Annotated in this window: 18 protein-coding genes and 1 tRNA gene; 14 read left to right on the top strand and 5 right to left on the bottom strand. The window is 62.7% G+C overall.

Annotation, left to right across the window (positions count from 1 at the left end; all coding sequences use genetic code 11):
• Positions 1 to 198 precede the first annotated feature (198 nt).
• The 9 genes from A7V84_RS00090 (at position 199) to rpoC (ending at position 12,192) form a co-directional block, all read left to right on the top strand.
• Positions 199 to 274, top strand: a tRNA-Trp gene (locus tag A7V84_RS00090).
• Positions 275 to 329: 55 nt separating this feature from the next.
• A complete protein-coding gene (gene secE, locus A7V84_RS00085) occupies positions 330 to 710 on the top strand; it encodes a preprotein translocase subunit SecE (protein WP_025513380.1) in 381 nt (126 codons plus the stop codon).
• 8 nt (positions 711 to 718) lie between these two features.
• The gene (gene nusG / locus A7V84_RS00080) at positions 719 to 1,252 is read left to right on the top strand and encodes a transcription termination/antitermination protein NusG (protein WP_025513378.1); all 534 of its coding nucleotides are present in this window, start codon (positions 719 to 721) and stop codon (positions 1,250 to 1,252) included.
• A 57-nt stretch (positions 1,253 to 1,309) separates the two neighbouring features.
• The gene (gene rplK / locus A7V84_RS00075) at positions 1,310 to 1,741 is read left to right on the top strand and encodes a 50S ribosomal protein L11 (protein ID WP_025513376.1); all 432 of its coding nucleotides are present in this window, start codon (positions 1,310 to 1,312) and stop codon (positions 1,739 to 1,741) included.
• Between the two features lie 2 nt (positions 1,742 to 1,743).
• Positions 1,744 to 2,439, top strand: coding sequence for a 50S ribosomal protein L1 (rplA, locus tag A7V84_RS00070; protein ID WP_025513374.1), 696 nt, complete (start codon positions 1,744 to 1,746; stop codon positions 2,437 to 2,439).
• A gap of 248 nt (positions 2,440 to 2,687) precedes the next feature.
• Positions 2,688 to 3,212 (top strand): 50S ribosomal protein L10, encoded by a 525-nt coding sequence (gene rplJ / locus A7V84_RS00065; RefSeq protein WP_025513372.1) that lies wholly within the window; start codon positions 2,688 to 2,690, stop codon positions 3,210 to 3,212.
• An 82-nt stretch (positions 3,213 to 3,294) separates the two neighbouring features.
• The gene (gene rplL, locus A7V84_RS00060; protein ID WP_025513370.1) at positions 3,295 to 3,675 is read left to right on the top strand and encodes a 50S ribosomal protein L7/L12; all 381 of its coding nucleotides are present in this window, start codon (positions 3,295 to 3,297) and stop codon (positions 3,673 to 3,675) included.
• 163 nt (positions 3,676 to 3,838) lie between these two features.
• Positions 3,839 to 7,951 (top strand): DNA-directed RNA polymerase subunit beta, encoded by a 4,113-nt coding sequence (gene rpoB, locus A7V84_RS00055; RefSeq protein ID WP_025513368.1) that lies wholly within the window; start codon positions 3,839 to 3,841, stop codon positions 7,949 to 7,951.
• Complete coding sequence (gene rpoC, locus A7V84_RS00050; protein WP_033534621.1) at positions 7,951 to 12,192, top strand: DNA-directed RNA polymerase subunit beta'; 4,242 nt, start codon at positions 7,951 to 7,953, stop codon at positions 12,190 to 12,192. Before rpoB ends, rpoC begins: the two co-directional genes overlap by 1 nt.
• Before the next feature lie 140 nt (positions 12,193 to 12,332).
• Here the strand turns inward: rpoC and A7V84_RS00045 are convergent, their stop codons facing one another.
• The gene (locus tag A7V84_RS00045) at positions 12,333 to 12,722 is read right to left on the bottom strand and encodes a TssQ family T6SS-associated lipoprotein (protein ID WP_025513363.1); all 390 of its coding nucleotides are present in this window, start codon (positions 12,720 to 12,722) and stop codon (positions 12,333 to 12,335) included.
• Between the two features lie 183 nt (positions 12,723 to 12,905).
• On the opposite strand from A7V84_RS00045, the gene A7V84_RS00040 reads away from it, so the two are divergent.
• Positions 12,906 to 14,102, top strand: coding sequence for a serine/threonine-protein kinase (locus A7V84_RS00040; protein WP_025513362.1), 1,197 nt, complete (start codon positions 12,906 to 12,908; stop codon positions 14,100 to 14,102).
• Here A7V84_RS00040 and A7V84_RS00035 read toward each other — a convergent pair.
• The 4 genes from A7V84_RS00035 to A7V84_RS21555 all read right to left on the bottom strand — a co-directional run bounded on the left by A7V84_RS00035 (position 14,099) and on the right by A7V84_RS21555 (position 18,679).
• Positions 14,099 to 16,408 carry a CHASE2 domain-containing protein gene (locus A7V84_RS00035; RefSeq protein ID WP_025513360.1) on the bottom strand — a complete coding sequence of 770 codons (2,310 nt, stop codon included), beginning with the start codon at positions 16,406 to 16,408 and terminating at the stop codon, positions 14,099 to 14,101. The two genes, A7V84_RS00040 and A7V84_RS00035, sit on opposite strands and share 4 nt — an antisense overlap.
• 10 nt (positions 16,409 to 16,418) lie before the next feature.
• Positions 16,419 to 17,522 (bottom strand): FecR family protein, encoded by a 1,104-nt coding sequence (locus A7V84_RS00030; protein ID WP_033534619.1) that lies wholly within the window; start codon positions 17,520 to 17,522, stop codon positions 16,419 to 16,421.
• Between the two features lie 59 nt (positions 17,523 to 17,581).
• Positions 17,582 to 18,292: a response regulator transcription factor gene (locus A7V84_RS00025; RefSeq protein WP_025513355.1), complete on the bottom strand. Its 711-nt coding sequence runs from the start codon at positions 18,290 to 18,292 to the stop codon at positions 17,582 to 17,584.
• A gap of 135 nt (positions 18,293 to 18,427) precedes the next feature.
• A complete protein-coding gene (locus A7V84_RS21555; protein ID WP_231886785.1) occupies positions 18,428 to 18,679 on the bottom strand; it encodes a hypothetical protein in 252 nt (83 codons plus the stop codon).
• Between A7V84_RS21555 and A7V84_RS00020 the strand changes: the two genes are divergently transcribed.
• The 4 genes from A7V84_RS00020 (at position 18,579) to fusA (ending at position 22,894) form a co-directional block, all read left to right on the top strand.
• Positions 18,579 to 19,268 carry a response regulator transcription factor gene (locus A7V84_RS00020; protein ID WP_231886784.1) on the top strand — a complete coding sequence of 230 codons (690 nt, stop codon included), beginning with the start codon at positions 18,579 to 18,581 and terminating at the stop codon, positions 19,266 to 19,268. The genes A7V84_RS21555 and A7V84_RS00020 overlap by 101 nt on opposite strands.
• Before the next feature lie 475 nt (positions 19,269 to 19,743).
• A complete protein-coding gene (rpsL, locus tag A7V84_RS00015; RefSeq protein ID WP_025513351.1) occupies positions 19,744 to 20,121 on the top strand; it encodes a 30S ribosomal protein S12 in 378 nt (125 codons plus the stop codon).
• Positions 20,122 to 20,302: 181 nt separating this feature from the next.
• Positions 20,303 to 20,773 carry a 30S ribosomal protein S7 gene (gene rpsG / locus A7V84_RS00010; protein WP_025513349.1) on the top strand — a complete coding sequence of 157 codons (471 nt, stop codon included), beginning with the start codon at positions 20,303 to 20,305 and terminating at the stop codon, positions 20,771 to 20,773.
• 18 nt (positions 20,774 to 20,791) lie between these two features.
• The gene (gene fusA, locus A7V84_RS00005) at positions 20,792 to 22,894 is read left to right on the top strand and encodes an elongation factor G (RefSeq protein ID WP_063491692.1); all 2,103 of its coding nucleotides are present in this window, start codon (positions 20,792 to 20,794) and stop codon (positions 22,892 to 22,894) included.
• Positions 22,895 to 23,028: the final 134 nt, after the last annotated feature.

Raw genomic sequence — 23,028 nt, 5'->3', positions numbered from 1 at the left:
CCATCCGCGAAGGCGGCCGTACCGTCGGCGCCGGCGTGGTCGCCAAGATCATCGCCTAAGTGTTGTATTCAGGAGAGCGGGGCCAGCCGGCCCCCTTTCCTTGTGCAAATAACTTGCACAAAAAACGGCAAAAGTAGTATCATGTATGGTTCCGCAAGGTGCCGTACATAGTTCAGTGGCCTTGCATTCTGAAGCCATAGGGGTATAGCTCAATTGGCAGAGCGTCGGTCTCCAAAACCGAAGGTTGTAGGTTCGATTCCTACTGCCCCTGCCACCACCCGCCGGAGAGTATCGCGAGTTGCGCATTCTGGGCGGGCTCGCGTCGCAAAATGTCTAATACCAGCGTAGAAACCGTTACTAGCACCGCTGACCGGATCAAGCTCGGCCTGGCGGTTCTTGTCGTTATTGCTGGCATCGTCGGGTACTCCGTCCTCAGTGCTCAGCCCATGGTGGCGCGCATTGGCGTGTTTGTCGGCAGCCTGGTGATCGCCGCAGTTCTTGCCTTGCTCAGCGAGCCGGGCCGTCGCACCATCGGCTTCGCCCAAGAGTCGTACAACGAAGTCAAGCGAGTTTCCTGGCCGACGCGCAAGGAAACCACCCAGATGACGGGCATCGTGTTTGCCTTCGTCGCGGTCATGGGGCTCTTCATGTGGGTGCTCGACAAAGGCATCGAGTGGGTACTTTACGGCCTGCTGCTGGGCTGGAAATAAGGACGAGCATGAGTAAACGTTGGTATGTCGTCCATGTGTATTCCGGCATGGAGAAAAGCGTTCAGAAGGCGCTGAACGAGCGCATTGAACGCGCTGCGTTGCAGACGTCCTTCGGCCGCATCCTGGTGCCTTCCGAGGAAGTCGTCGAAGTCAAGGGTGGCCAGAAATCGATCACCGAACGCCGGATTTTCCCCGGCTACGTGCTGGTCGAGATGGACCTGACCGACGAAACCTGGCACCTGGTGAAAAACACCAACCGCGTCACCGGTTTCCTGGGTGGCTCGGGCAACCGCCCCACGCCGATTTCCGAGCGTGAGGTCGAGAAGATTCTGTCGCAGATGGAAGAGGGCGTGGAAAAACCGCGTCCCAAGATCCTCTTCGAAGTGGGCGAAATGGTCCGCGTCAAGGAAGGTCCGTTTGCGGACTTCAACGGCAACGTCGAAGAAGTCAATTACGAAAAGAGCAAGGTGCGTGTCTCGGTGACGATTTTCGGCCGTGCCACGCCCGTGGAACTCGATTTCAGCCAGGTCGAAAAGACCTGATTTCAACCCCCCGGGGAGCCCGCTGTCGCGGGCGCTAAAACCCGTTAGGAGCAAAGCATGGCGAAGAAGATCGTCGGCTTTATCAAGCTGCAAGTGCCGGCTGGTAAGGCAAACCCGTCCCCCCCGATTGGCCCGGCTCTGGGTCAGCGCGGCCTGAACATCATGGAATTCTGCAAGGCGTTCAACGCCAAGACCCAAGGCATGGAGCCGGGTCTGCCGATCCCTGTGGTGATCACCGCTTTTGCCGACAAGAGCTTCACCTTCATCATGAAGACCCCGCCCGCGACGGTCCTCATCAAGAAGGCTACCGGCGTGCAGAAGGGTTCGGCCAAGCCGCATACCGACAAGGTCGGCACGCTCACGCGCGCCCAGGCCGAAGAGATCGCCAAGACCAAGCAGCCCGACCTGACGGCCGCTGATCTGGACGCCGCGGTCCGCACGATCGCTGGCAGCGCCCGCAGCATGGGCATCAATGTCGAGGGGGTCTAATCATGGCTAAACTTTCCAAGCGCGCCGCCGCCATCGCTCAGAAGATCGACCGCAGCAAGCTGTACCCGGTCGCCGAAGCCCTGACCCTGGTCAAGGAAACCGCTACCGCCAAGTTCGATGAGTCCATCGACGTGGCCGTGCAGCTGGGCATCGACCCCAAGAAGTCCGACCAACTGGTCCGTGGCTCCGTGGTGCTGCCCGCCGGTACCGGCAAGTCGGTTCGCGTCGCCGTGTTCGCCCAGGGCGAAAAGGCTGAAGCCGCCCGTGCCGCTGGCGCCGACCTGGTTGGTCTGGACGACCTGGCCGAGCAGATCAAGGCCGGTCAGATGGACTTCGACGTGGTCATCGCTTCGCCCGACACGATGCGTGTGGTCGGCGCCCTGGGCCAGATCCTGGGCCCGCGTGGCCTGATGCCGAACCCGAAGGTCGGCACGGTGACCCCGGACGTCGTGACCGCCGTGAAGAACGCCAAGGCGGGTCAGGTGCAGTACCGCACCGACAAGGCCGGCATCATTCACGCCACCATCGGTCGTGCTTCGTTCGGCATCGAACAACTGCAAACCAACCTGGCTGCTCTGGTCGACGCCCTGCAAAAGGCCCGTCCCGCTGCCGCCAAGGGCATCTACCTGCGCAAGATCGCCGTTTCGTCCACCATGGGTGGCGGCGCTCGCGTGGAAATCGCTTCGCTGTCGGCTTAATTTCAAGCCATAGCAAACAGTACTTTGGGCTGCATCCGGGGTTTATTCCGGATGTTGCTGTCAAAGACCGCTGGAGCAGCCTGTCGCTCGTATAGGACAGGCCGCTTAATCCCGGTGCAGCATAGGCCGGATCCAGCGTAGACGGCGTCCCCAGGAAGAATTCTTTACCCTAAGAACTCAACCAGGCGCCGCATTCGGTTGACGTGTAAGGCTCTGCCCCAAGCGTCTTTTGATGGAGTGTTCAAACCGTGAGTCTCAATCGTCAAGAGAAAGCGGTGGTAATCGAGGAAGTCGCGGCAGAAGTTGCCAAGGCTCAATCGATTGTTATCGCCGAGTACCGTGGTCTGGACGTCGCCTCTGTCACCGTACTGCGCAAAACTGCGCGTGAATCGGGCGTCTACCTGCGTGTTCTGAAGAACACGCTGGTGCGTCGCGCTGTTGCTGGCACGGCTTTCGAGCCGTTGGCCAAGCAGCTGACCGGTCCGCTGATCTACGGTATCAGCGCTGATCCGGTGTCCGCGGCCAAGGTCCTCGCCGGTTTCGCAAAGAGCAACGACAAGCTGGTCATCAAGGCAGGTTCCCTGCCCAACAACCTGCTGGATCAAGAAGGCGTCAAGGCTCTGGCCACGATGCCCTCGCGTGAAGAGCTGCTCTCGAAACTGCTGGGCACCATGCAAGCCCCGATCGCGCAATTCGTGCGTACGCTCAACGAAGTTCCGACCAAGTTCGCCCGTGGCCTGGCCGCGGTGCGCGACCAGAAGGCCGCCGCCTAATCATACGGCGTGGCCCCTGGGATTCGTTGAACGACATAGCGACAACCAACCCTGGCATTACCCAATTTTGGAGTTCTAAAAAATGGCACTGAACAAAGCTGAAATCCTTGACGCCATCGCTGGCATGACCGTGCTCGAGCTGTCCGAGCTGATCAAGGAAATGGAAGAGAAGTTTGGCGTGTCGGCTGCTGCCGCCGCTGTTGCCGTCGCCGCTCCGGCTGCTGGTGGCGCTGCCGCCGCTGCTGAAGAGCAGACCGAGTTCACCGTTGTGCTGCTCGAAGCTGGCGCCAACAAGGTGTCGGTCATCAAGGCCGTGCGCGAACTGACGGGCCTGGGCCTGAAGGAAGCCAAGGACCTGGTCGACGGCGCTCCGAAGCCCGTCAAGGAAGCGCTGCCGAAGGCTGACGCCGAAGCCGCCAAGAAGAAGCTGGAAGAAGCTGGCGCCAAGGTCGAAATCAAGTAAACCTTTGCGTCATCTGCCCGGGGACAGCGCACAGTTTGCCGTCCCCGGGCTTTTGCGTTTCCAGGAAACCCCTCCTGATGGTAGGCGTTTCAGGGGTGTTTCCTGGAGTCGTATCACCTGGGACCGTGGTTGACGGTCCATGCAACCTCGAGTCGGAGTGCTCATGCCTTACTCGTACACCGAAAAAAAGCGCATCCGCAAAAGCTTCGCCAAGCGTGAAGACGTTCAAAACGTTCCTTTTCTGCTTGCGACGCAGCTTCAATCCTACCTCACCTTCCTGCAAGCCGAGACGATAAGCGCAGAGCGTCTGAATGAAGGCTTGCAGGCAGCGTTCACGTCGATTTTCCCGATCGTCAGCCACAACGGGATGGCGCGCTTGGAGTTCGTCAGCTATGCGCTTGGCGAACCGGTGTTCGATGTCAAGGAATGTCAGCAGCGGGGCTTGACCTACGCTTCGCCGCTGCGCGCCAAGGTGCGCCTGGTGCTGATGGACCGTGAGGTCAGCAAGCCCACCATCAAAGAGGTCAAGGAACAGGAAGTGTACATGGGCGAAATTCCGCTCATGACCAGCACGGGTTCCTTTGTCATCAACGGTACCGAGCGTGTCATTGTGTCCCAGCTGCACCGGTCGCCGGGCGTGTTCTTCGAACACGACCGCGGCAAGACGCACAGCTCGGGCAAGCTGCTGTTCTCGGCCCGCGTGATTCCCTACCGCGGTTCGTGGCTGGATTTCGAGTTCGATCCGAAGGACGTGCTCTTCTTCCGTGTCGACCGCCGCCGCAAGATGCCCGTGAGCATTCTGCTCAAGGCCATCGGCATGACCCCGGAAGCGATTCTGGCCCACTTCTTCGACTTCGACAATTTCGAGTTGAAGAGCGAAGGCGCGATGATGGAATTCGTGCCCGAGCGCTGGAAGGGCGAGATGGCGCGTTTTGACATCACCGATCGCAGCGGCAAGGTGATCGTCGAGAAGGACAAGCGCATCAACGCCAAGCACCTGCGCGATCTGGCTGCCGCCGGCATCCAGCGCATTTCGGTGCCTGAAGAATTCCTCTATGGCCGCGTGCTGGCCAAGAACGTGGTCGACGCCGACACCGGCGAACTGATCGCGCACGCCAACGAAGAAATCACCGAAAGCGTGCTCGCCAACATGCGCGCCGCCAAGGTGCTGGATCTGCAGGCGCTGTACACCAACGACCTGGATCGCGGTCCCTACATCTCGCAGACCCTGCGCACGGACGACACCGCCGATCAGACCGCCGCTCGCGTGGCGATCTATCGCATGATGCGTCCCGGCGAACCCCCGACCGAAGAAGCGGTCGAGGCCTTGTTCCAGCGCCTGTTCTACAGCGACGAGACCTACGATCTGTCGCGTGTGGGCCGCATGAAGGTCAACAGCCGTCTGGGCCGTGGCGATGACGCCAGCGGTCCCATGACGCTGACCGACGAGGACATCCTCGAGACGATCAAGGTGCTGGTCGAGCTGCGTAACGGCCGTGGCCAGATCGATGACATCGATCACCTGGGCAACCGTCGCGTGCGCTGTGTCGGCGAACTGGCCGAGAACCAGTTCCGCGCCGGCCTGGTGCGCGTGGAACGTGCCGTCAAGGAGCGTCTGGGCCAGGCCGAGACCGAGAACCTGATGCCGCACGATCTGATCAACTCCAAGCCGATCTCGGCTGCCATCAAGGAGTTCTTCGGTTCGAGCCAGCTGTCGCAGTTCATGGACCAGACCAACCCGTTGTCCGAGATCACGCACAAGCGTCGCGTCTCGGCCCTCGGCCCGGGCGGTCTGACCCGCGAGCGTGCCGGCTTCGAGGTGCGCGACGTGCACCCGACCCACTATGGCCGCGTCTGCCCGATCGAAACGCCGGAAGGCCCGAACATCGGCCTGATCAACTCGATGGCGCTGTATGCGCGCCTGAACGAGTACGGCTTCCTGGAAACCCCGTACCGCAAGATCATCGACGGCCGCGTGAGCGATCAGATCGATTATCTGTCGGCCATCGAAGAAAGCCATTACGTCATCGCGCAGGCCAACGCCGCGCTCGATGAGGAAGGCCGTTTCGTCGATGACCTGGTGGCTTGCCGTGAAGCCGGCGAAACCATGCTGACGGCGCCGAGCAACGTGCACTACATGGACGTCGCCCCGTCGCAGATCGTGTCGGTGGCTGCCTCGCTGATTCCCTTCCTGGAACACGACGACGCCAACCGTGCTCTGATGGGCGCCAACATGCAGCGTCAGGCGGTTCCCTGCCTGCGTCCGGAAAAGCCGCTGGTCGGCACCGGTATCGAGCGCACCGTGGCGGTGGACTCGGGCACGACCGTGCAAGCCCTGCGTGGCGGCCTGGTCGACCACGTCGACGCCGAGCGTGTGGTGATCCGCGTCAACGACGATGAAAACGTCGCTGGCGAAGTGGGTGTGGATATCTACAACCTGATCAAGTACACCCGCTCGAACCAGAACACCAACATCAACCAGCGTCCGATCGTCAAGCGTGGCGACCGTGTCGCCAAGGGTGACGTGCTGGCCGATGGCGCATCGACGGACCTGGGCGAACTCGCTCTGGGCCAGAACATGCTGATCGCGTTCATGCCCTGGAACGGCTACAACTTCGAGGACTCGATCCTGATCTCGGAGAAGGTCGTCGCGGATGATCGCTACACTTCGGTGCACATCGAAGAGCTGACTGTGGTCGCTCGCGACACCAAGCTTGGTCCTGAGGAAATCACGCGCGACATCAGCAACCTGGCTGAAACCCAGCTCAATCGTCTGGATGATTCCGGCATCGTCTATATCGGCGCCGAAGTCAGCGCCGACGACGTGCTGGTGGGCAAGGTCACGCCCAAGGGCGAGACCCAGCTGACGCCGGAAGAAAAGCTGCTGCGCGCGATTTTCGGCGAGAAGGCTTCCGACGTGAAGGACACCTCGCTGCGCGTGCCCTCGGGCATGACCGGCACCGTCATCGACGTGCAGGTGTTCACGCGTGAAGGCATCGTGCGCGACAAGCGCGCCCAGTCCATCATCGACGATGAACTGCGCCGCTACCGCCAGGACCTGAACGACCAGCTGCGCATCGTCGAGAACGACCAGTTCGATCGTATCGAGAAGTTGCTGGTCGGCAAGACCGTCAACGGCGGCCCGCGCAAGCTGGCCAAGGGCGCAACCATCACCAAGGCCTATCTGGAAGATCTGGATCGCTGGCAGTGGTTCGATATCCGCCTGGCCGACGAGCCGCATGCCGTGGTGCTGGAGCAGGCCAAGGAATCGCTGGAGCAGAAGCGTCACCAGTTCGATCTCGCCTTCGAAGAGAAGCGCAAGAAGCTGACGCAGGGCGACGAGCTGCCCCCGGGCGTGCTGAAGATGATCAAGGTCTATCTGGCCGTCAAGCGTCGCTTGCAGCCGGGTGACAAGATGGCCGGCCGTCACGGTAACAAGGGTGTCGTTTCGCGCATCACCCCGATCGAAGACATGCCGCACATGGCTGACGGCACCACCGTGGACATCGTGCTGAACCCGCTGGGCGTGCCGTCGCGCATGAACGTGGGTCAGGTGCTCGAGGTTCACCTGGGCTGGGCTGCCAAGGGCGTGGGCCAGCGTATCGCCGAGCTGTTGCTCGAAGAGCGCGACGCTCAGGTCAAGGACATCCGTGCCTACCTGGAGAAGGTCTACAACACGACCGGCGCCGGCGCGCACATCGAGACCCTGACCGATGACGAAGTCATCGAGCTGGCGCACAACCTGAAGAAGGGCGTGCCTTTCGCCACGCCGGTGTTCGACGGCGCGACCGAAGAAGAAATCGGCATCATGCTCAAGCTGGCCTACCCGGATCCGGTTGCCGAACACATGCAGCTGACGCCTTCGCGCAGCCAGGCGTGGTTGTTCGACGGCCGTACCGGCGAGCAGTTCGAGCGCCCGGTCACCATCGGCTACATGCACTACCTGAAGCTGCATCACCTGGTCGATGACAAGATGCACGCACGTTCGACCGGCCCGTACTCGCTCGTTACCCAGCAGCCGCTGGGCGGCAAGGCGCAGTTCGGTGGCCAGCGCTTCGGGGAAATGGAAGTGTGGGCGCTGGAAGCCTATGGTGCCGCCTACACCCTGCAAGAAATGCTGACGGTGAAGTCTGACGACATCACCGGCCGCACCAAGGTTTACGAAAACATCGTCAAGGGTGATCACGTGATCGACGCCGGCATGCCGGAATCGTTCAACGTGCTGGTCAAGGAAATCCGTTCGCTGGCCCTCGACATGGATTTGGAGCGTAACTAATGAAAGCGCTACTCGATCTCTTCAAGCAAGTCTCGCAAGACGAGCAGTTCGACGCCATCAAGATTGGCCTCGCTTCGCCGGAGAAGATCCGTTCGTGGTCTTACGGCGAAGTCCGCAAGCCCGAGACGATCAACTACCGCACCTTCAAGCCGGAGCGCGATGGCCTGTTCTGCGCCAAGATCTTCGGCCCGATCAAGGACTACGAGTGCCTTTGCGGTAAGTACAAGCGCCTGAAGCACCGCGGTGTGATCTGCGAAAAGTGCGGTGTCGAAGTTACGGTCGCCAAGGTCCGCCGCGAACGCATGGGCCACATCGAGCTGGCCAGCCCCGTCGCGCACATCTGGTTCCTCAAGAGCCTGCCGTCGCGCCTGGGCATGGTGCTCGACATGACGCTGCGCGACATCGAACGCGTGCTCTATTTCGAAGCCTGGTGCGTGATCGAGCCCGGCATGACGCCGCTCAAGCGCGGCCAGATCATGTCGGACGACGATTTCCTCGCCAAGACCGAAGAATACGGTGACGACTTCCGTGCCCTGATGGGCGCCGAAGCGGTGCGCGAACTGCTGCGCACCATCGACATCGATCGCGAGGTCGAAACCCTGCGCGGCGAACTCAAGGCCACCAGCTCGGAAGCCAAGATCAAGAAGATCTCCAAGCGCCTGAAGGTGCTGGAGGGCTTCCAGAAGTCGGGCATCAAGCCGGACTGGATGGTCATGGAAGTGCTGCCGGTGCTGCCGCCGGACCTGCGTCCGCTGGTGCCGCTGGATGGCGGCCGCTTTGCGACCTCCGACCTGAACGACCTGTATCGCCGCGTCATCAACCGCAACAACCGTCTCAAGCGCCTGCTCGAACTGAAGGCGCCCGAGATCATCCTGCGCAACGAAAAGCGCATGCTGCAGGAAGCCGTTGACTCGCTGCTGGACAACGGCCGCCGTGGCAAGGCCATGACGGGCGCCAACAAGCGCCAGCTCAAGTCGCTGGCCGACATGATCAAGGGCAAGAGCGGCCGCTTCCGTCAGAACCTGCTGGGCAAGCGCGTGGACTACTCGGGCCGCTCGGTCATCGTGGTGGGTCCGCAGCTCAAGCTGCACCAGTGCGGCCTGCCCAAGCTGATGGCGCTGGAACTGTTCAAGCCCTTCATCTTCAATCGTCTGGAGATGATGGGCCTGGCGACCACGATCAAGGCGGCCAAGAAGCTGGTCGAGAGCCATGAGCCGGTGGTGTGGGACATCCTCGAAGAGGTGATCCGCGAGCACCCGGTCATGCTCAACCGTGCGCCGACGCTGCACCGCCTGGGCATCCAGGCTTTCGAGCCGGTGCTGATCGAAGGCAAGGCCATTCAGCTGCACCCGCTGGTCTGCGCGGCCTTCAACGCCGACTTCGACGGTGACCAGATGGCCGTGCACGTGCCGCTGTCGCTGGAAGCCCAGCTGGAAGCACGCACGCTGATGCTGGCCTCGAACAACGTGCTGTTCCCGGCCAACGGCGAGCCGTCCATCGTGCCGTCGCAGGATATCGTGCTGGGTCTGTACTACACGACCCGCGAGCGCATCAACGGCCGTGGCGAAGGGATCTTCTTCTCCGACGTCGCGGAAGTGCAGCGCGCCTACGACAACGGCGCCGTCGAACTGCAAAGCCGCATCACGGTGCGTCTGGTCGAGTACGAGCGCGACGAGCAGGGCGAGTGGCAACCGGTGCTGCGCCGTCATGAAACGACGGTCGGCCGTGCGCTGCTGTCGGAAATCCTGCCGCGCGGCCTGCCGTTCTCGGTGCTGAACAAGGCACTGAAGAAGAAAGAAATCTCGCGCCTGATCAACCAGTCGTTCCGCCGTTGCGGTCTGCGCGACACGGTGATCTTCGCCGACAAGCTGATGCAATCCGGTTTCCGCCTGGCGACCCGCGGTGGTATTTCCATCGCCATGGAAGACATGCTGATTCCGCAGGCCAAGGAAGTCATCCTGGCCGAAGCCAGCCGTGAAGTGAAGGAAATCGACAAGCAGTACTCGTCGGGTCTGGTCACCTCGCAGGAGCGCTACAACAACGTTGTGGACATCTGGGGCAAGGCCGGCGACAAGGTCGGCAAGGCGATGATGGAACAGCTGGCCACCGAGCCCGTGATCAACCGTCACGGTGAAGAAGTGCGCCAGGAGTCCTTCAACTCCATCTACATGATGGCCGACTCGGGCGCCCGCGGTTCGGCAGCCCAGATTCGCCAGCTGGCGGGCATGCGTGGCCTGATGGCCAAGCCGGATGGCTCGATTATCGAGACGCCGATTACCGCCAACTTCCGCGAAGGCCTGAACGTTCTGCAGTACTTCATCTCGACCCACGGTGCGCGTAAGGGTCTGGCCGATACGGCGCTCAAGACCGCCAACTCCGGCTACCTGACGCGTCGTCTGGTCGACGTGACGCAGGACCTGGTCATCACCGAGCTGGATTGCGGTACGTCGCATGGCTACTCGATGAAGGCGCTGGTCGAAGGCGGTGAAGTCATCGAACCGTTGCGCGATCGTATCCTCGGCCGCGTGGCAGCCATCGATATCGTCAACCCGGATACCCAGGAAACCGCCATCACGGCCGGCACCCTGCTGGACGAAGACCTGGTTGATCTGATCGACCGCCTGGGCGTGGACGAAGTCAAGATCCGCACCCCGCTGACCTGCGAAACCCGTCATGGTCTGTGCGCACACTGCTATGGCCGCGATCTGGGTCGTGGTTCGCACGTCAACGTCGGCGAGGCTGTCGGCGTCATCGCCGCCCAGTCTATCGGTGAGCCGGGCACGCAGCTGACGATGCGGACGTTCCACATCGGTGGTGCGGCATCGCGTTCGGCCCTGGCCAGCGCCGTGGAAACCAAGTCCAACGGTACCGTCGGCTTCACCAGCACGATGCGCTATGTCACCAACGCCAAGGGCGAACGTGTGGCGATCTCGCGCTCCGGTGAACTGGCGATCTATGACGATGGCGGCCGTGAGCGCGAGCGTCACAAGATCCCCTATGGCGCGACAGTGCTGGTGGGCGACGGCGAAGCCGTCAAGGCCGGTACCCGTCTGGCTACCTGGGATCCGCTGACCCGTCCGATCGTGTCCGAGTACAGCGGTGCGGTGCGCTTCGAGAACATCGAAGAAGGCGTGACCGTGGCCAAGCAGGTCGACGAAGTCACGGGCCTGTCCACCCTCGTGGTGATCACGCCCAAGACGCGCAGCGGCAAGGTCGCCATGCGTCCGCAGATCAAGCTGGTTAACGACAACGGCGAAGATGTCCGTATTGCGGGCACCGATCACTCGGTCAACATCTCCTTCCCGGTGGGTGCACTGATTACGGTGCGCGACGGGCAGCAGGTGTCGGTGGGTGAAGTGCTGGCGCGTATTCCCCAGGAATCGCAAAAGACCCGCGACATTACCGGGGGTCTGCCGCGTGTGGCCGAACTGTTCGAGGCTCGTTCGCCCAAGGACGCCGGCATGCTGGCCGAAGTCACGGGTACGGTTTCGTTCGGCAAGGACACCAAGGGCAAGCAGCGTCTGGTCATCACCGACCTGGAAGGCGTCAGCCACGAGTTCCTGATTCCGAAGGAAAAGCAGGTGCTGGTGCACGACGGCCAGGTGGTGAACAAGGGCGAAATGATCGTCGACGGCCCGGCCGACCCGCACGACATCCTGCGCCTGCAGGGTATCGAGAAGCTGGCGACCTACATCGTCGACGAAGTGCAGGACGTGTATCGTCTGCAGGGCGTGAAGATCAACGACAAGCACATCGAAGTGATTGTTCGTCAGATGCTGCGCCGTGTGAACATCACCGATCCGGGCGATGCCGACTTCATCCCGGGTGAACAGGTCGAGCGTTCCGAGCTGCTGAACGAGAACGATCGCGTGATCGCCGAGGACAAGCGTCCGGCTTCCTACGACAACGTGCTGCTGGGCATCACCAAGGCCTCGCTGTCGACCGACTCGTTCATCTCCGCGGCTTCCTTCCAGGAAACCACCCGCGTGCTGACCGAAGCGGCCATCATGGGCAAGCGTGATGATCTGCGTGGCCTGAAGGAAAACGTCATCGTGGGTCGTCTGATCCCTGCGGGTACCGGCCTGGCTTACCACCTGGCCCGCAAGGACAAGGAAGCCCTCGAGGCGGCCGAGCGCGAAGCCGCGCGTCAGCTGGCCAACCCCTTCGAAGACGCCCCGGTTGCGGTCGAAATCGATGTGGAAGAGCCGCTGTCGCCGCAAGGCGAGACGCCCGCCGAGTAAGCGGATGTCGCTGGCGCCGCAAGGCGCCCCTGCTCAAGACTGCCGGCCTTCGGGCCGGCAGTTTTTTTTCGTCTGCCGGCTGTGCCGACCGGGCAAAAGAAAAGCCCGCGAGCGGGCTTCCAAGGGGGAGGGGCGCAGCCTCAGCGGCGTGCGCGCTGGTAGGCCGGCCCCCAGGTCGGATGACCGACTTCAGCTGCCGTGAGCGTGAAGTCCGGATCCAGTTTCAGGATTCGGGCGAAGGCATCCTCGCACAGCGCCTCGTGGCGGCTGACGCAATAGCTGAAGGCCTGCAGCTTGAGGGCAGGCACCTGGATGCTGGCCGGCGCGCCGGCCAGCTCATCCGAAGTCGCTACCTGGCGTATCACGTCGCCGTAGCGGCCGGCCAGATAATCCGCTTCGACGCGGGCCAGCGCCTGCTGCTGCGCTTCGGTCGGGATGGCGGGGCGGGAAAGATGGGCGCAGCCGGCGAGCAGGGCGGTAAACAGCACGGCCAGACCCAGACGGCGCGCAGAAAGAAAGTAAGGCTTCAAGTGGCTCTCTATGACCTGGCAGGTCTTTGTTGTGGAATACCCAAGACAATATGAGTCAGGCGATGCCGCTGGCATAATACCCAATGTCCATTACTCCGTGTGCGCCATCCGGCAGGCACACGCTCTTTTTGAATCAGCGCGACTGCGGGCGCCTCCAGGCTTTTGGCCCGCTTACAGAACGACATGTCTTTCCTTGCAGGCCCCTCGTTGGCTGGCAGTCCTTTTGCCGGGGCTGCGCCGCTGGCCCATCGACCCTTGAACGCCATTGCCGCCACGGCGCGAGGTGGCGTTCCCCAGGAGCGTATCAAGCGGCTGTTGAGCGAGCTGCTGCCGGCGCTTCAATCCCTGCATGAACGCGGGCGCATCTGCGGCGATATCACCACGGCTTCCGTCGGCCTGGATGAAAGCGGGCGGGCGCACCTGATGGCAGCCGATGCCATGGCGCGTCAGAACGAAGTACGCCCGCCGATCACGGAAGCCGGTTTTTCCCCTTATGAGTTTTACTTGCAGGAGGCGCAATGGCCCCGGGGCCCCTGGAGCGACGTCTATAGCCTGTGCGCGGTGGCGCACTCCCTGATCTGCGGTGCACTGCCTCCGGCCGCGCCGCAGCGTCTGAATGGCGAGCCGTATCGGCCCCTGGCCGATCGGGAGCTGCCGCGTTACGACCTGTCGTTCCTGCAGGCCATCGATGCCGGATTGGCTTTTTATCCAGCCGATCGGCCGCAGTCGGTGGGGGCGCTGGCAGAAAGCCTGTCGTTCAGCTGCGCCGACGACACTCAGGAGGAAACCTTGCCGCCGCTGGCGTTTCCATCGGCTGCGCCCAGGGTCGAAATGGTATCGGTGCAACCGGTGTCATCACGTTCGCGACGGTATGGCCTGGTGGCGGCATTGCTGTTGGTCAGCGCGGCTGTCGGCGTCTACTGGTGGCAGCAGCTCACGGCTTCCGAAGATTCAGTGATCGCAGCCTCGCAGCTGGCCGGCGGCTTGCGCGTGACGCCCGCTACGACGCTCGCAGAGCCTGCCACCACAGGGGCGCAACCCGCCTTGCGGGCAGCGCCCGTTGCCGGGCCGCCTGTGTCCGCGGCCGAGGAGGCCGCCGAGGCTGCGGCCGAGCCAGCGGCACCACCGGCGGTTTCGCCGCGTGAAGTGCTGCGTCCGGCTGCGGCGCCTGCCCGCGTGACGGTCGGCGTGCAGATACAACCCTGGGGCGAAGTCTGGGTCAATGGCGTGAACCGTGGCGTCAGCCCGCCCTTGCGCGAGTTGCGCCTGTCGCCGGGAAAATACAAGGTTGTGGTGCGCAATGCCGACCTGCCTGCCTATCACGCGACGCTCGAGGTCAAACCCGGCACGCCGGTCACGCTACGGCATCAATTCCGTTAGGCGCGCGGCAGCTGCAATTCGAAGCACGAACCTTCTCCCAGGGTGCTGCGCACCTGGGCCTGGCCATGATGGCGTTCGGCGACCGTGCGCACAAAGGCCAGCCCCAGGCCGGCCCCACCCGCATCGGCCGCCATCGCTGAAGCCATGCGCGAGAAGGGCTGGAATACCCGCGCCGCATCCTCGGCAGATAGGCCGGGGCCCTGATCGCAGATGCTCATCAGCCAGCTTTCTCCGTCGGCCTGCAGATTGATGCGGATGCGGCTGTGCTGGGGGCTGTATTTGATCGCATTGTCCAGCAGATTGGCGATGGCCCGACGCAGCAGCGCCTGGTCGCCCTGGATGAAGGCGACCGGCAGCGGTTCGCCCACATCGAGCACGATGTCGCGCGTCTGCGCGGGCGCCCAGAAGTCATCGCATACCTCGCGCAGCAGATCGGCCAGGTCCAGGTCGAGCATCTGGATCTTCATGGATTCAGCGCGCGTGAGTTGCACGAAACCATCGACCAGATGCAGGGTGCGGCGCGAGAGCTGGGCGATGCGGCGCAGCGTGTCATTTTCCTGATTGGCCCGAGCGGCCTCATCCTGCATGGACACCAAGGCCAGAATGGCGTTTTGCGGCGCACGCATGTCATGCGAGATGAAGCGCAGGGTTTCCTCGCGCTGGCGTTCAGCCTGGCGGATGTCGCTGATGTCGCTGAATGTCAGGATAGTGCCGGCAAAGGCGCCGTCGCCGGCATGGATGGGGGCGCATTTGATGATGACATCATGCCCATGGCGGGTGCGCGTCTCGATGTCGGAGCTCCAGCCCGAGCGTGGGGGCTGGCTGGCGGCTTCCTGCATGGCGGCCAGCACCGGTGCGCTGGCGTCCTGCGGCAACAGCGCCTGGAGCACCGCAGAGGCAGCCTGTCCGGTTGGCGGGGCGGGCAGCTTGAGCTGGCTGAAGAACTGCAGTGCGGCGCGATTGCCAAATTGCAGGCCTTGCATCTGGTCGAACACCAGCGAGGCGTCCGGCAGACCGTCCAGGCCATCGGTGAGGAATTGCCGCAAGTCGCGCAGCAAGGCCATGGCATGGCGAAAGCGGGCCAACCGGTACTCGACCGAATGATTGTCCAGCAGGCTTCTGGGGGAGGGCTGGGAAGGCTCCTGCAGCGGGGTATGTTCCTGGCGCAGGCGCACAAGCTCCTCGTCCATGTAGCGCAACATGGTTTCCTGACTGCGCCAGCTCCAGAGCGGATAGCACACCATCAGGCTGATGAGCGCGGCCGAGGGGGCGAACCAGATATCGGCCAGGCGCAGCATCAGGGCGCTGCCCGGCACGATCAACACCAGCAGCAGGACGTTCCACGTCAGGGCCAGGCGCGGGGAACCGCGTCGCATGATGAGGCACAGCAGCAGCACCGGCAGCGCCGTTGCCAACGCGTTCTCCCAGGCTGTTGCGGTGCGCAGCGAGTCATCGTCGCGAGCGGCCTGCAGCATATTGGCGAGGATTTCCATGCCTGCCATGCCGTTGGCGCGGTGTGACATGGGGGTCGGGAAAGAGTCGGACAGACCGGTGGCCCAGGAGCCCACCACCACGTACTTGCCCCGGAAAAAAGCGGGATCGATGCGGCCTTCGAGGACCTCGGTGTAGGGCACCATGGTCACGTGACCGGGAGGGCCGCGAAAGGGGATCAGGGTGGCCTGGCTGCGGCCCGCATCGCTTTGTGCAAACTGTTGTGCCTGCCCGGCCTGGCCGCCGGCGCGCATCAATGCCAGCGCGAAATGCTGGACGGTCGAGTCGCCTGCGGTGCGCTGCCATGCGCCTCGCCGGACCACGCCGTCGCCATCGACCGGAATGTTGATGAACCCCAGAGCAGCCGCAGCGCGGGCCAGCGGAGCAATCGGCGGCTGGGCGAGCTGCGTGTCATCCAGGTTGTCGAGGATGAGTGGCAGCACGACCCGGCCATGCTCCTTGATGGCTTGCGCCAGCGTGGCGTCGGCTGCCGGATCGGTCAGGTCGGGCTCGGAGAAAATCAGATCCAGGCCGACTGCGCGCGCCTCGCGCAATTGCTTGAGCAGGGCCGCGTGAGTCTGGCGTTTCCAGGGCCAGCGTCCCAGCTTTCGCAGGCCCTCGTCGTCGATCGTGACCAGCACGATGTCATGCTGTGCGGGACGGCTCAACAGATTGAGCGTCTGGTCATAAAGCGCCTGATCTACCCGGCTTGCGCCGCCAAAGGCGCCCAGCAGGGCGGCCAGCGCCGTCAGCATGATGGTCAGCAGCAGCCCCGAACGGGACAGAGGCTGCACGGGAGCCGACGGCGAGGCCATGGCGCCGGGATCAGTAGTCCTGCAGCGTCACCAGCCCGCCCGAGCCGCTGGCAACGGGCTGGCCATCGGTGCTGACCAGGGCCAGGGCGCCCTCGAAGGGGGCCCGGCTGGCATAGCCGGCCAGACCGTGCTGGTCGATGGCGCTGACGTTGACGTAGAACGTGCCGGGGCCGGGGGCCGAGAAACGCAACTGGGTGTCGGTCACGCGCTGGGCGGACACCACGCGCATGCCTGCGGCATCGCGCGACACACGGACGTCGTAAGCCTGGGCACCCGCGACAGGAGTGATCTCGCTGCGCCAGGCGCCGCCGCCGCGCTGCGGCGTGCTCAAGGCCGGTGCTGGCAGCAGCATGTGCACGCCCAGCATCTGGCCGCCGCCGCCCACCAGTGCACCCTGGCCCTGTTTCACCGTCACCGGGCGGGCAGGGGGCTGTCCGGGGGCCTGGGCCTGAACCCGCACATTGCCTTCCAGGACGGACTGGCTGGCGCCCTGGGCGCTGGCCTCGACGCGGAAGCGGGTGCCGCGCACGCCGGTGACGGCCACGGGGGCGCGAATCTCGAAACGTCCCACGCCCGAACCCTCCGGCGCGACCTGGGACTCCATGGCCCCGTCGTTGACTGCCAGGATGGTGTCGGTCAGCGGCACATGCACGAACTGGCGCAGCCGTTGCAGCGACACATTGCTGCCCGGCGGCAGAGTGATTTCGCTGGCATCGGTCAGGCGCAGGGTAATGAAGCCGCTTGGGCCGGTGGTCAATTGCGCGCCTTCGGAGAGCTGGCTGCCGACCTGCAGAGGCTGGCCGTCGGCGCTGGCGCTGCCGCTCAGGCTGACGACCTGGGCCGAACCGGGCTTCTCCGGGATCATGGACAGCGGGATGCGCAGTTCCAGCGCGATGGGCAGCGCCAGGGTGTCGGCTACGTTGTTGAGCTGCTGCAGCGCCTGCCAGTTGCTTTCTTTGCCGGTATAGGTGGCCGCCAGGCCGCCCAGCGTGTCGCCGGCGCGAACGCGGTAGATAAAATCATCGTTCAGTGCGCCGGCGGGCTGTGCCTGGGCCGCAGTGGCGGTCAAGGCAAAGCTCAGCGCCAGGCACGCACGCCGGAGGTTCCGGTTCATTGCGACTCTCCTGATTGCGGATCGCGCCAGACAGTGGCGCGATCATGTTCTGTCTGTTGTCAGTGGGACGGCGGGGTTGAGGGCGGCGTCACTAGTTCGAGGCGATAGCCCAGGGCGTATGAAGAGGTCAGGCGCAAGCCGTTCTGTGGTCGCAACTGCAGTTTCTGGCGGATGTTGGACAGGTGCGTGTCCAAGGTGCGTGAGGTCGGAGGGATCTCACGGTTCCAGACGCTTTCGGCCAGCAGATCGCGCGACAGCAGGCGACCTATGTTGCGCAGGAAAAGCAGTGCCAGTTCGTACTCCTTGGGTGCGAGCGGCACAGGCTGCCCATGCAGTTTGATGACATGGTGCACCGGGTCCACCGCGTAGGGCCCGATCTCGAAGGCCTGGGCATCCTGGGAACTGGGCTGGGCGCGGCGCAGCAGCGCGGCCACGCGGGCCAGCAGTTCGCCCGGCCGCAGGGGCTTGACGATGTAATCATCGGCGCCGGCGCTCAGGCCTTCGACCAGATCTTCTTCGAGGTTGCGGCTGGTCACGAAAATGATGGGCAGCGACAGGCCGTGACGTGAGCGCAGGTGGCGCACTACGTCATCGCCATCCATATCGGGAAGATGCCAATCCACCAGGATTAGATCGAAAGTCTCTTCGCGCAGGGCGGCCAACAGGTCCTGGCTTTGCTGGAAGCTGCGACACTCGTAACCGGCCTCCTGCAACAGCCGTTGAATCTGTTGGGCCTGGTCCAGGTCATCTTCTAGTGAGGCGATTCGCATGGGCCGTGCTGTGTCATAAAAAGGTTGAGCGGCAAGGGGACGCGTGACAGCAATACCGCTCGCTGGCTTCTCTTAGTCCTACATGATACCGCTTGGTGTTGACATAGGCCGAATCGCTGGAAAACACAGCGAGTGTCAATCATTGCAAAATTGACGAATCTTGACTGGATGCGGACCGCAATAGAGCGTCACACTCTCTCCAATCGCATCGGGGGCGGTGATTTTTCCTGCCGGCGGATGCTCAAAGAGAAAGGGCTTGGTGATGAAACAATTGAGCACACTGATAATGGTGCCGGATTCAGCCAGCCGCGTACGTGCAATTTCGGTCTTATTGCAGGCAGGCATCTCCACCAAGGGATGCTCAACCCCGCTGGAACTGTTCGGCATGCTCAATGAAGAGCATTTCGACATCGTGGTTCTCGATATGGGGCAGCTGGGCGAACTGGGTTTTGCATTGATTGCGCGTCTGCGCGGGTCTTCCGATCTGGGCATCATCGTCAAGGGTAGTGACATGCCCGTGGAAGCGCGCCTGCGTTGCCTGCAAAGTGGGGCGGATGCCGCCCTGCAGGAGCCGCTGGACGAGCGCGAGCTGATCTGCGTCCTGCTGGCGCTGGCCCGACGGTTGCCAGCCTGGGACGAGCGCGCCGCCAACGACGGGGGCGCGGAACTGGTCGCCACCGGAAAGTGGGAACTGCGTGACCAGGACTGGACCCTGGCTGCGCCGACGGGCGCCACCCTGACGTTGTCATCCAACGAACGCCTCATCGTGCGGGCGCTGTTGCAGGCCGGCGGCAGGGCGGTCAGCCGAAATGGCCTGGCCGACGAACTCAGTCTTGAGGGGACGAACGCCCGTTTGAACGGCACCCGCAGCATCGATGTGGTCATCAGCCGCCTGCGCCGCAAGGCCGAATTGGCCGGACTGAACCTGCCTATTCGCACGGTATACGGCAGCGGCTATCTGTTCGCCCACGCCTGAGCCAAGCCGCCAGGTCCCCCTGCGTTGCCCGCGCGCAAATAATGCGCAGTTTTTTTGACAGCCCTGGCTAACTAGGTTAAGCTAAAGGGCTTACTGCTTTATTCGCGCGCAAAGCAAGGGTGCTGCGGATCACAAAAGCCTGTCAGATGCGTCACGAATTTGATCGGCTTCCTTTCCGCAACCCACACGCCCGGCACTTGCCGGTCAGGTCATTCCGATGATCCGGCCGGATGGGCCGGCGCACTGAGATAATGCTGACCCCGTGCCATACGGTTGGGCCATCAGCACTGTGTCATGCTTGTGAAGCAAGTGCCCCGCACACTTTGCGCGCTTGTCTGCAAGACCCGCTCTTTTACGTCACCCACGTCAGAGGCGGTTTTGCGCAAACTGCCTCCCCGGGCGTCTTAGCATCAGGCACCGGGAGGAACAGTACGTAAGTACTTACCAGTGGTACGTAAAAGGGATTTCAAAGGTCATGCCTACCATTAGCCAACTCGTGCGCAAGCCGCGCGAAGTCAGCATCATCAAGAGCAAGAGCCCCGCGCTGGAGAACTGCCCCCAGCGCCGTGGCGTTTGCACCCGTGTCTACACCACCACCCCCAAGAAGCCGAACTCCGCTCTGCGTAAGGTTGCCAAGGTGCGTCTGACCAACGGTTACGAAGTCATTTCGTACATCGGCGGTGAAGGCCACAACCTGCAGGAGCACTCGGTGGTTCTGGTGCGTGGCGGTCGTGTGAAGGACTTGCCCGGTGTGCGTTATCACATCGTGCGCGGTTCCCTTGACCTGCAAGGCGTCAAGGATCGCAAGCAGTCTCGCTCGAAGTACGGCGCCAAGCGTCCGAAGAAGGCCTGATCGTTTCAAGCCGCAAGCAATACAGCAGTATCCCAGGTTGCGGGAAGGCCCGTGGCTTGGAAGATGTGCAGCTGCGCCAGTGTGATGCTGGAAAGTGTGCAGCACGTAAGGGGTCGTCTCTCTAGGCGGCCATGGCCGAGCGCAAGCCCGGTTCAACTGAACAGACACAAGGAAGCAAGAAATGCCCCGTCGTCGCGAAGTACCCAAGCGCGAGATCCTGCCCGATCCGAAGTTCGGCAGCGTCGAGCTCGCCAAGTTCATGAACGTTGTGATGCTGGACGGCAAGAAGGCCGTCGCCGAGCGCATCATCTATGGTGCCCTTGAGCAAGTCCAGGCCAAGACCGGCAAAGAGCCGATCGAAGTCTTCAACCTGGCCATCAACAACATCAAGCCCATCGTCGAAGTCAAGAGCCGCCGCGTTGGCGGTGCCAACTACCAAGTGCCGGTTGAAGTGCGCCCCGTGCGCCGCCTGGCCCTGGCTATGCGTTGGCTCCGTGAAGCCGCCAAGAAGCGTGGCGAGAAGTCGATGGACATGCGTTTGGCAGGCGAGCTGATTGACGCCTCTGAAGGTCGTGGCGCCGCGATGAAGAAGCGCGAAGACACGCACAAGATGGCCGAGGCCAACAAGGCCTTCAGCCATTTCCGCTGGTAATTTAAGGACTAATCCACCATGGCCCGCAAAACCCCGATCGAGCGCTATCGCAACATTGGTATCTCTGCGCACATCGATGCAGGGAAGACCACCACGTCTGAGCGCATCCTGTTCTATACCGGCGTCAACCACAAGTTGGGCGAAGTTCATGATGGCGCCGCCACCATGGACTGGATGGAGCAAGAGCAAGAGCGTGGCATCACCATTACGTCGGCGGCAACGACGGCGTTTTGGCGTGGCATGGCAGGCAACTTCCCCGAGCACCGCGTCAACGTGATTGACACCCCGGGACACGTGGACTTCACCATTGAGGTGGAGCGTTCCATGCGCGTTCTGGACGGTGCCTGCATGGTGTACTGCGCCGTGGGTGGTGTGCAGCCGCAGTCGGAAACTGTTTGGCGCCAAGCCAACAAGTACGGCGTGCCGCGTCTGGCCTTCGTGAACAAGATGGACCGCACCGGTGCCAACTTCTTCAAGGTCTACGAGCAGCTGCGCACCCGCCTGCGCGCCAACCCCGTGCCCATCGTGATCCCCGTCGGCGCTGAAGACACCTTCACCGGCGTGGTCGACCTCATCAAGATGAAGTCGATCATCTGGGACGAGGCCAGCCAGGGCACCAAGTTCGACTACGGCGATATCCCGGCCGATCTGCAGGCAACTGCCGAAGAGTGGCGCGAGAAGCTGGTCGAGGCGGCTGCCGAGTCGTCCGAGGAACTGATGAACAAGTACCTCGAGACCGGTTCGCTGGACGAAGCCGAGATCAACAAGGCCATCCGTCAACGCACCATCGCTGGCGAAATCCAGCCGATGCTGTGCGGTTCGGCCTTCAAGAACAAGGGCGTGCAGCGCATGCTGGACGCGGTCATCGAATACCTGCCGTCGCCGGTTGACATTCCGCCGGTCGAAGGCACCGACGATGACGGCAATGTCGTCACGCGTACCGCCGACGACAAGGAGAAGTTCTCCGCGCTGGCATTCAAGCTGATGACCGACCCGTTCGTGGGCCAGCTGACCTTCGTGCGCGTGTACTCGGGCATCCTGAAGTCGGGCGATACGGTCTTCAACCCCATCAAGGGCAAGAAGGAACGTATCGGTCGTCTGCTGCAGATGCACGCGAACAACCGCGAAGAAATCAAGGAAGTGCTGGCAGGCGACATCGCCGCCGTGGTGGGTCTGAAAGACGTGACCACCGGCGAAACGCTGTGCGACGTGGACGCCCACATCACCCTGGAACGCATGGAATTCCCCGAGCCCGTGATCTCGCAGGCCGTGGAACCCAAGACCAAGACCGACCAGGAAAAGATGGGCCTGGCCCTGTCGCGCCTGGCTCAGGAAGACCCGTCGTTCCGCGTGCGCAGCGACGAAGAATCCGGCCAGACCATCATTTCCGGCATGGGCGAGCTGCACCTGGAAATTCTGGTTGACCGCATGCGCCGTGAATTCGGCGTGGAAGCCAACGTGGGCAAGCCCCAGGTGGCCTATCGCGAAACCATCCGCAAGACCTGCGACGAAGTGGAAGGCAAGTTCGTCAAGCAGTCGGGCGGTCGTGGTCAGTACGGTCACGTGGTCCTGAAGGTCGAACCGCTCGAAGCCGGTGGTGGCTACGAGTTCGTGGACGCCATCAAGGGCGATGTGGTGCCGCGCGAGTACATCCCCGCGGTGGACAAGGGCATCCAGGAAACGCTGCCGTCCGGCATTCTGGCCGGTTACCCGGTGGTCGACGTCAAGGTCACGCTGTTCTTCGGTTCGTACCACGACGTTGACTCGAACGAAAATGCGTTCAAGATGGCCGGTTCGATGGCCTTCAAGGAAGGCATGCGTCGCGCCAGCCCGGTTCTGCTCGAGCCGATGATGGCCGTCGAAGTCGAAACGCCGGAAGACTACGCCGGTACCGTGATGGGCGACCTGTCGTCGCGTCGCGGTATGGTGCAGGGCATGGACGACATGGTCGGTGGCGGCAAGGTCATCAAGGCCGAAGTTCCGCTGGCCGAAATGTTCGGGTACGCGACCAACCTGCGTTCGCTGACGCAAGGCCGTGCCACGTACACGATGGAATTCAAGCATTACTCCGAAGCTCCGAAAAACGTCGCTGACGAAGTCATCGCCGCTCGGGCCAAGTAAATAACCGTCGCCACGTCCCCGGTCACCGGGGCGTGGCAAAAACCAAATTTCCTTGAGAGTTAAAGGATTTAGATCATGGCAAAAGGCAAGTTTGAACGTACCAAGCCGCACGTGAACGTGGGTACGATTGGTCA

The sequence above is a fragment of the Bordetella trematum genome (assembly GCF_900078335.1).
Taxonomy (GTDB): Bacteria; Pseudomonadota; Gammaproteobacteria; order Burkholderiales; family Burkholderiaceae_B; genus Bordetella; species Bordetella trematum.
The sequence above is the reverse complement of the archived record's forward strand: the minus strand, read 5'-3'. Positions and strand labels throughout refer to the sequence as shown.

What these genes read in the sequence shown, in the direction of transcription:
- rpsG (WP_025513349.1), top strand. Translation starts at nt 20,303, where the DNA reads ATGCCCCGTCGTCGCGAAGTACCCAAGCGCGAGATCCTGCCCGATCCG.
- fusA (WP_063491692.1), top strand. Translation starts at nt 20,792, where the DNA reads ATGGCCCGCAAAACCCCGATCGAGCGCTATCGCAACATTGGTATCTCT.
- A7V84_RS00035 (WP_025513360.1), bottom strand. Translation starts at nt 16,408, where the DNA reads ATGGCCTCGCCGTCGGCTCCCGTGCAGCCTCTGTCCCGTTCGGGGCTG.
- rpsL (WP_025513351.1), top strand. Translation starts at nt 19,744, where the DNA reads ATGCCTACCATTAGCCAACTCGTGCGCAAGCCGCGCGAAGTCAGCATC.
- rpoC (WP_033534621.1), top strand. Translation starts at nt 7,951, where the DNA reads ATGAAAGCGCTACTCGATCTCTTCAAGCAAGTCTCGCAAGACGAGCAG.
- rplK (WP_025513376.1), top strand. Translation starts at nt 1,310, where the DNA reads ATGGCGAAGAAGATCGTCGGCTTTATCAAGCTGCAAGTGCCGGCTGGT.
- A7V84_RS21555 (WP_231886785.1), bottom strand. Translation starts at nt 18,679, where the DNA reads ATGCCGAACAGTTCCAGCGGGGTTGAGCATCCCTTGGTGGAGATGCCT.
- A7V84_RS00040 (WP_025513362.1), top strand. Translation starts at nt 12,906, where the DNA reads ATGTCTTTCCTTGCAGGCCCCTCGTTGGCTGGCAGTCCTTTTGCCGGG.
- secE (WP_025513380.1), top strand. Translation starts at nt 330, where the DNA reads ATGTCTAATACCAGCGTAGAAACCGTTACTAGCACCGCTGACCGGATC.
- A7V84_RS00030 (WP_033534619.1), bottom strand. Translation starts at nt 17,522, where the DNA reads ATGAACCGGAACCTCCGGCGTGCGTGCCTGGCGCTGAGCTTTGCCTTG.
- rplL (WP_025513370.1), top strand. Translation starts at nt 3,295, where the DNA reads ATGGCACTGAACAAAGCTGAAATCCTTGACGCCATCGCTGGCATGACC.
- rplA (WP_025513374.1), top strand. Translation starts at nt 1,744, where the DNA reads ATGGCTAAACTTTCCAAGCGCGCCGCCGCCATCGCTCAGAAGATCGAC.
- A7V84_RS00020 (WP_231886784.1), top strand. Translation starts at nt 18,579, where the DNA reads ATGGTGCCGGATTCAGCCAGCCGCGTACGTGCAATTTCGGTCTTATTG.
- nusG (WP_025513378.1), top strand. Translation starts at nt 719, where the DNA reads ATGAGTAAACGTTGGTATGTCGTCCATGTGTATTCCGGCATGGAGAAA.
- rpoB (WP_025513368.1), top strand. Translation starts at nt 3,839, where the DNA reads ATGCCTTACTCGTACACCGAAAAAAAGCGCATCCGCAAAAGCTTCGCC.
- A7V84_RS00025 (WP_025513355.1), bottom strand. Translation starts at nt 18,292, where the DNA reads ATGCGAATCGCCTCACTAGAAGATGACCTGGACCAGGCCCAACAGATT.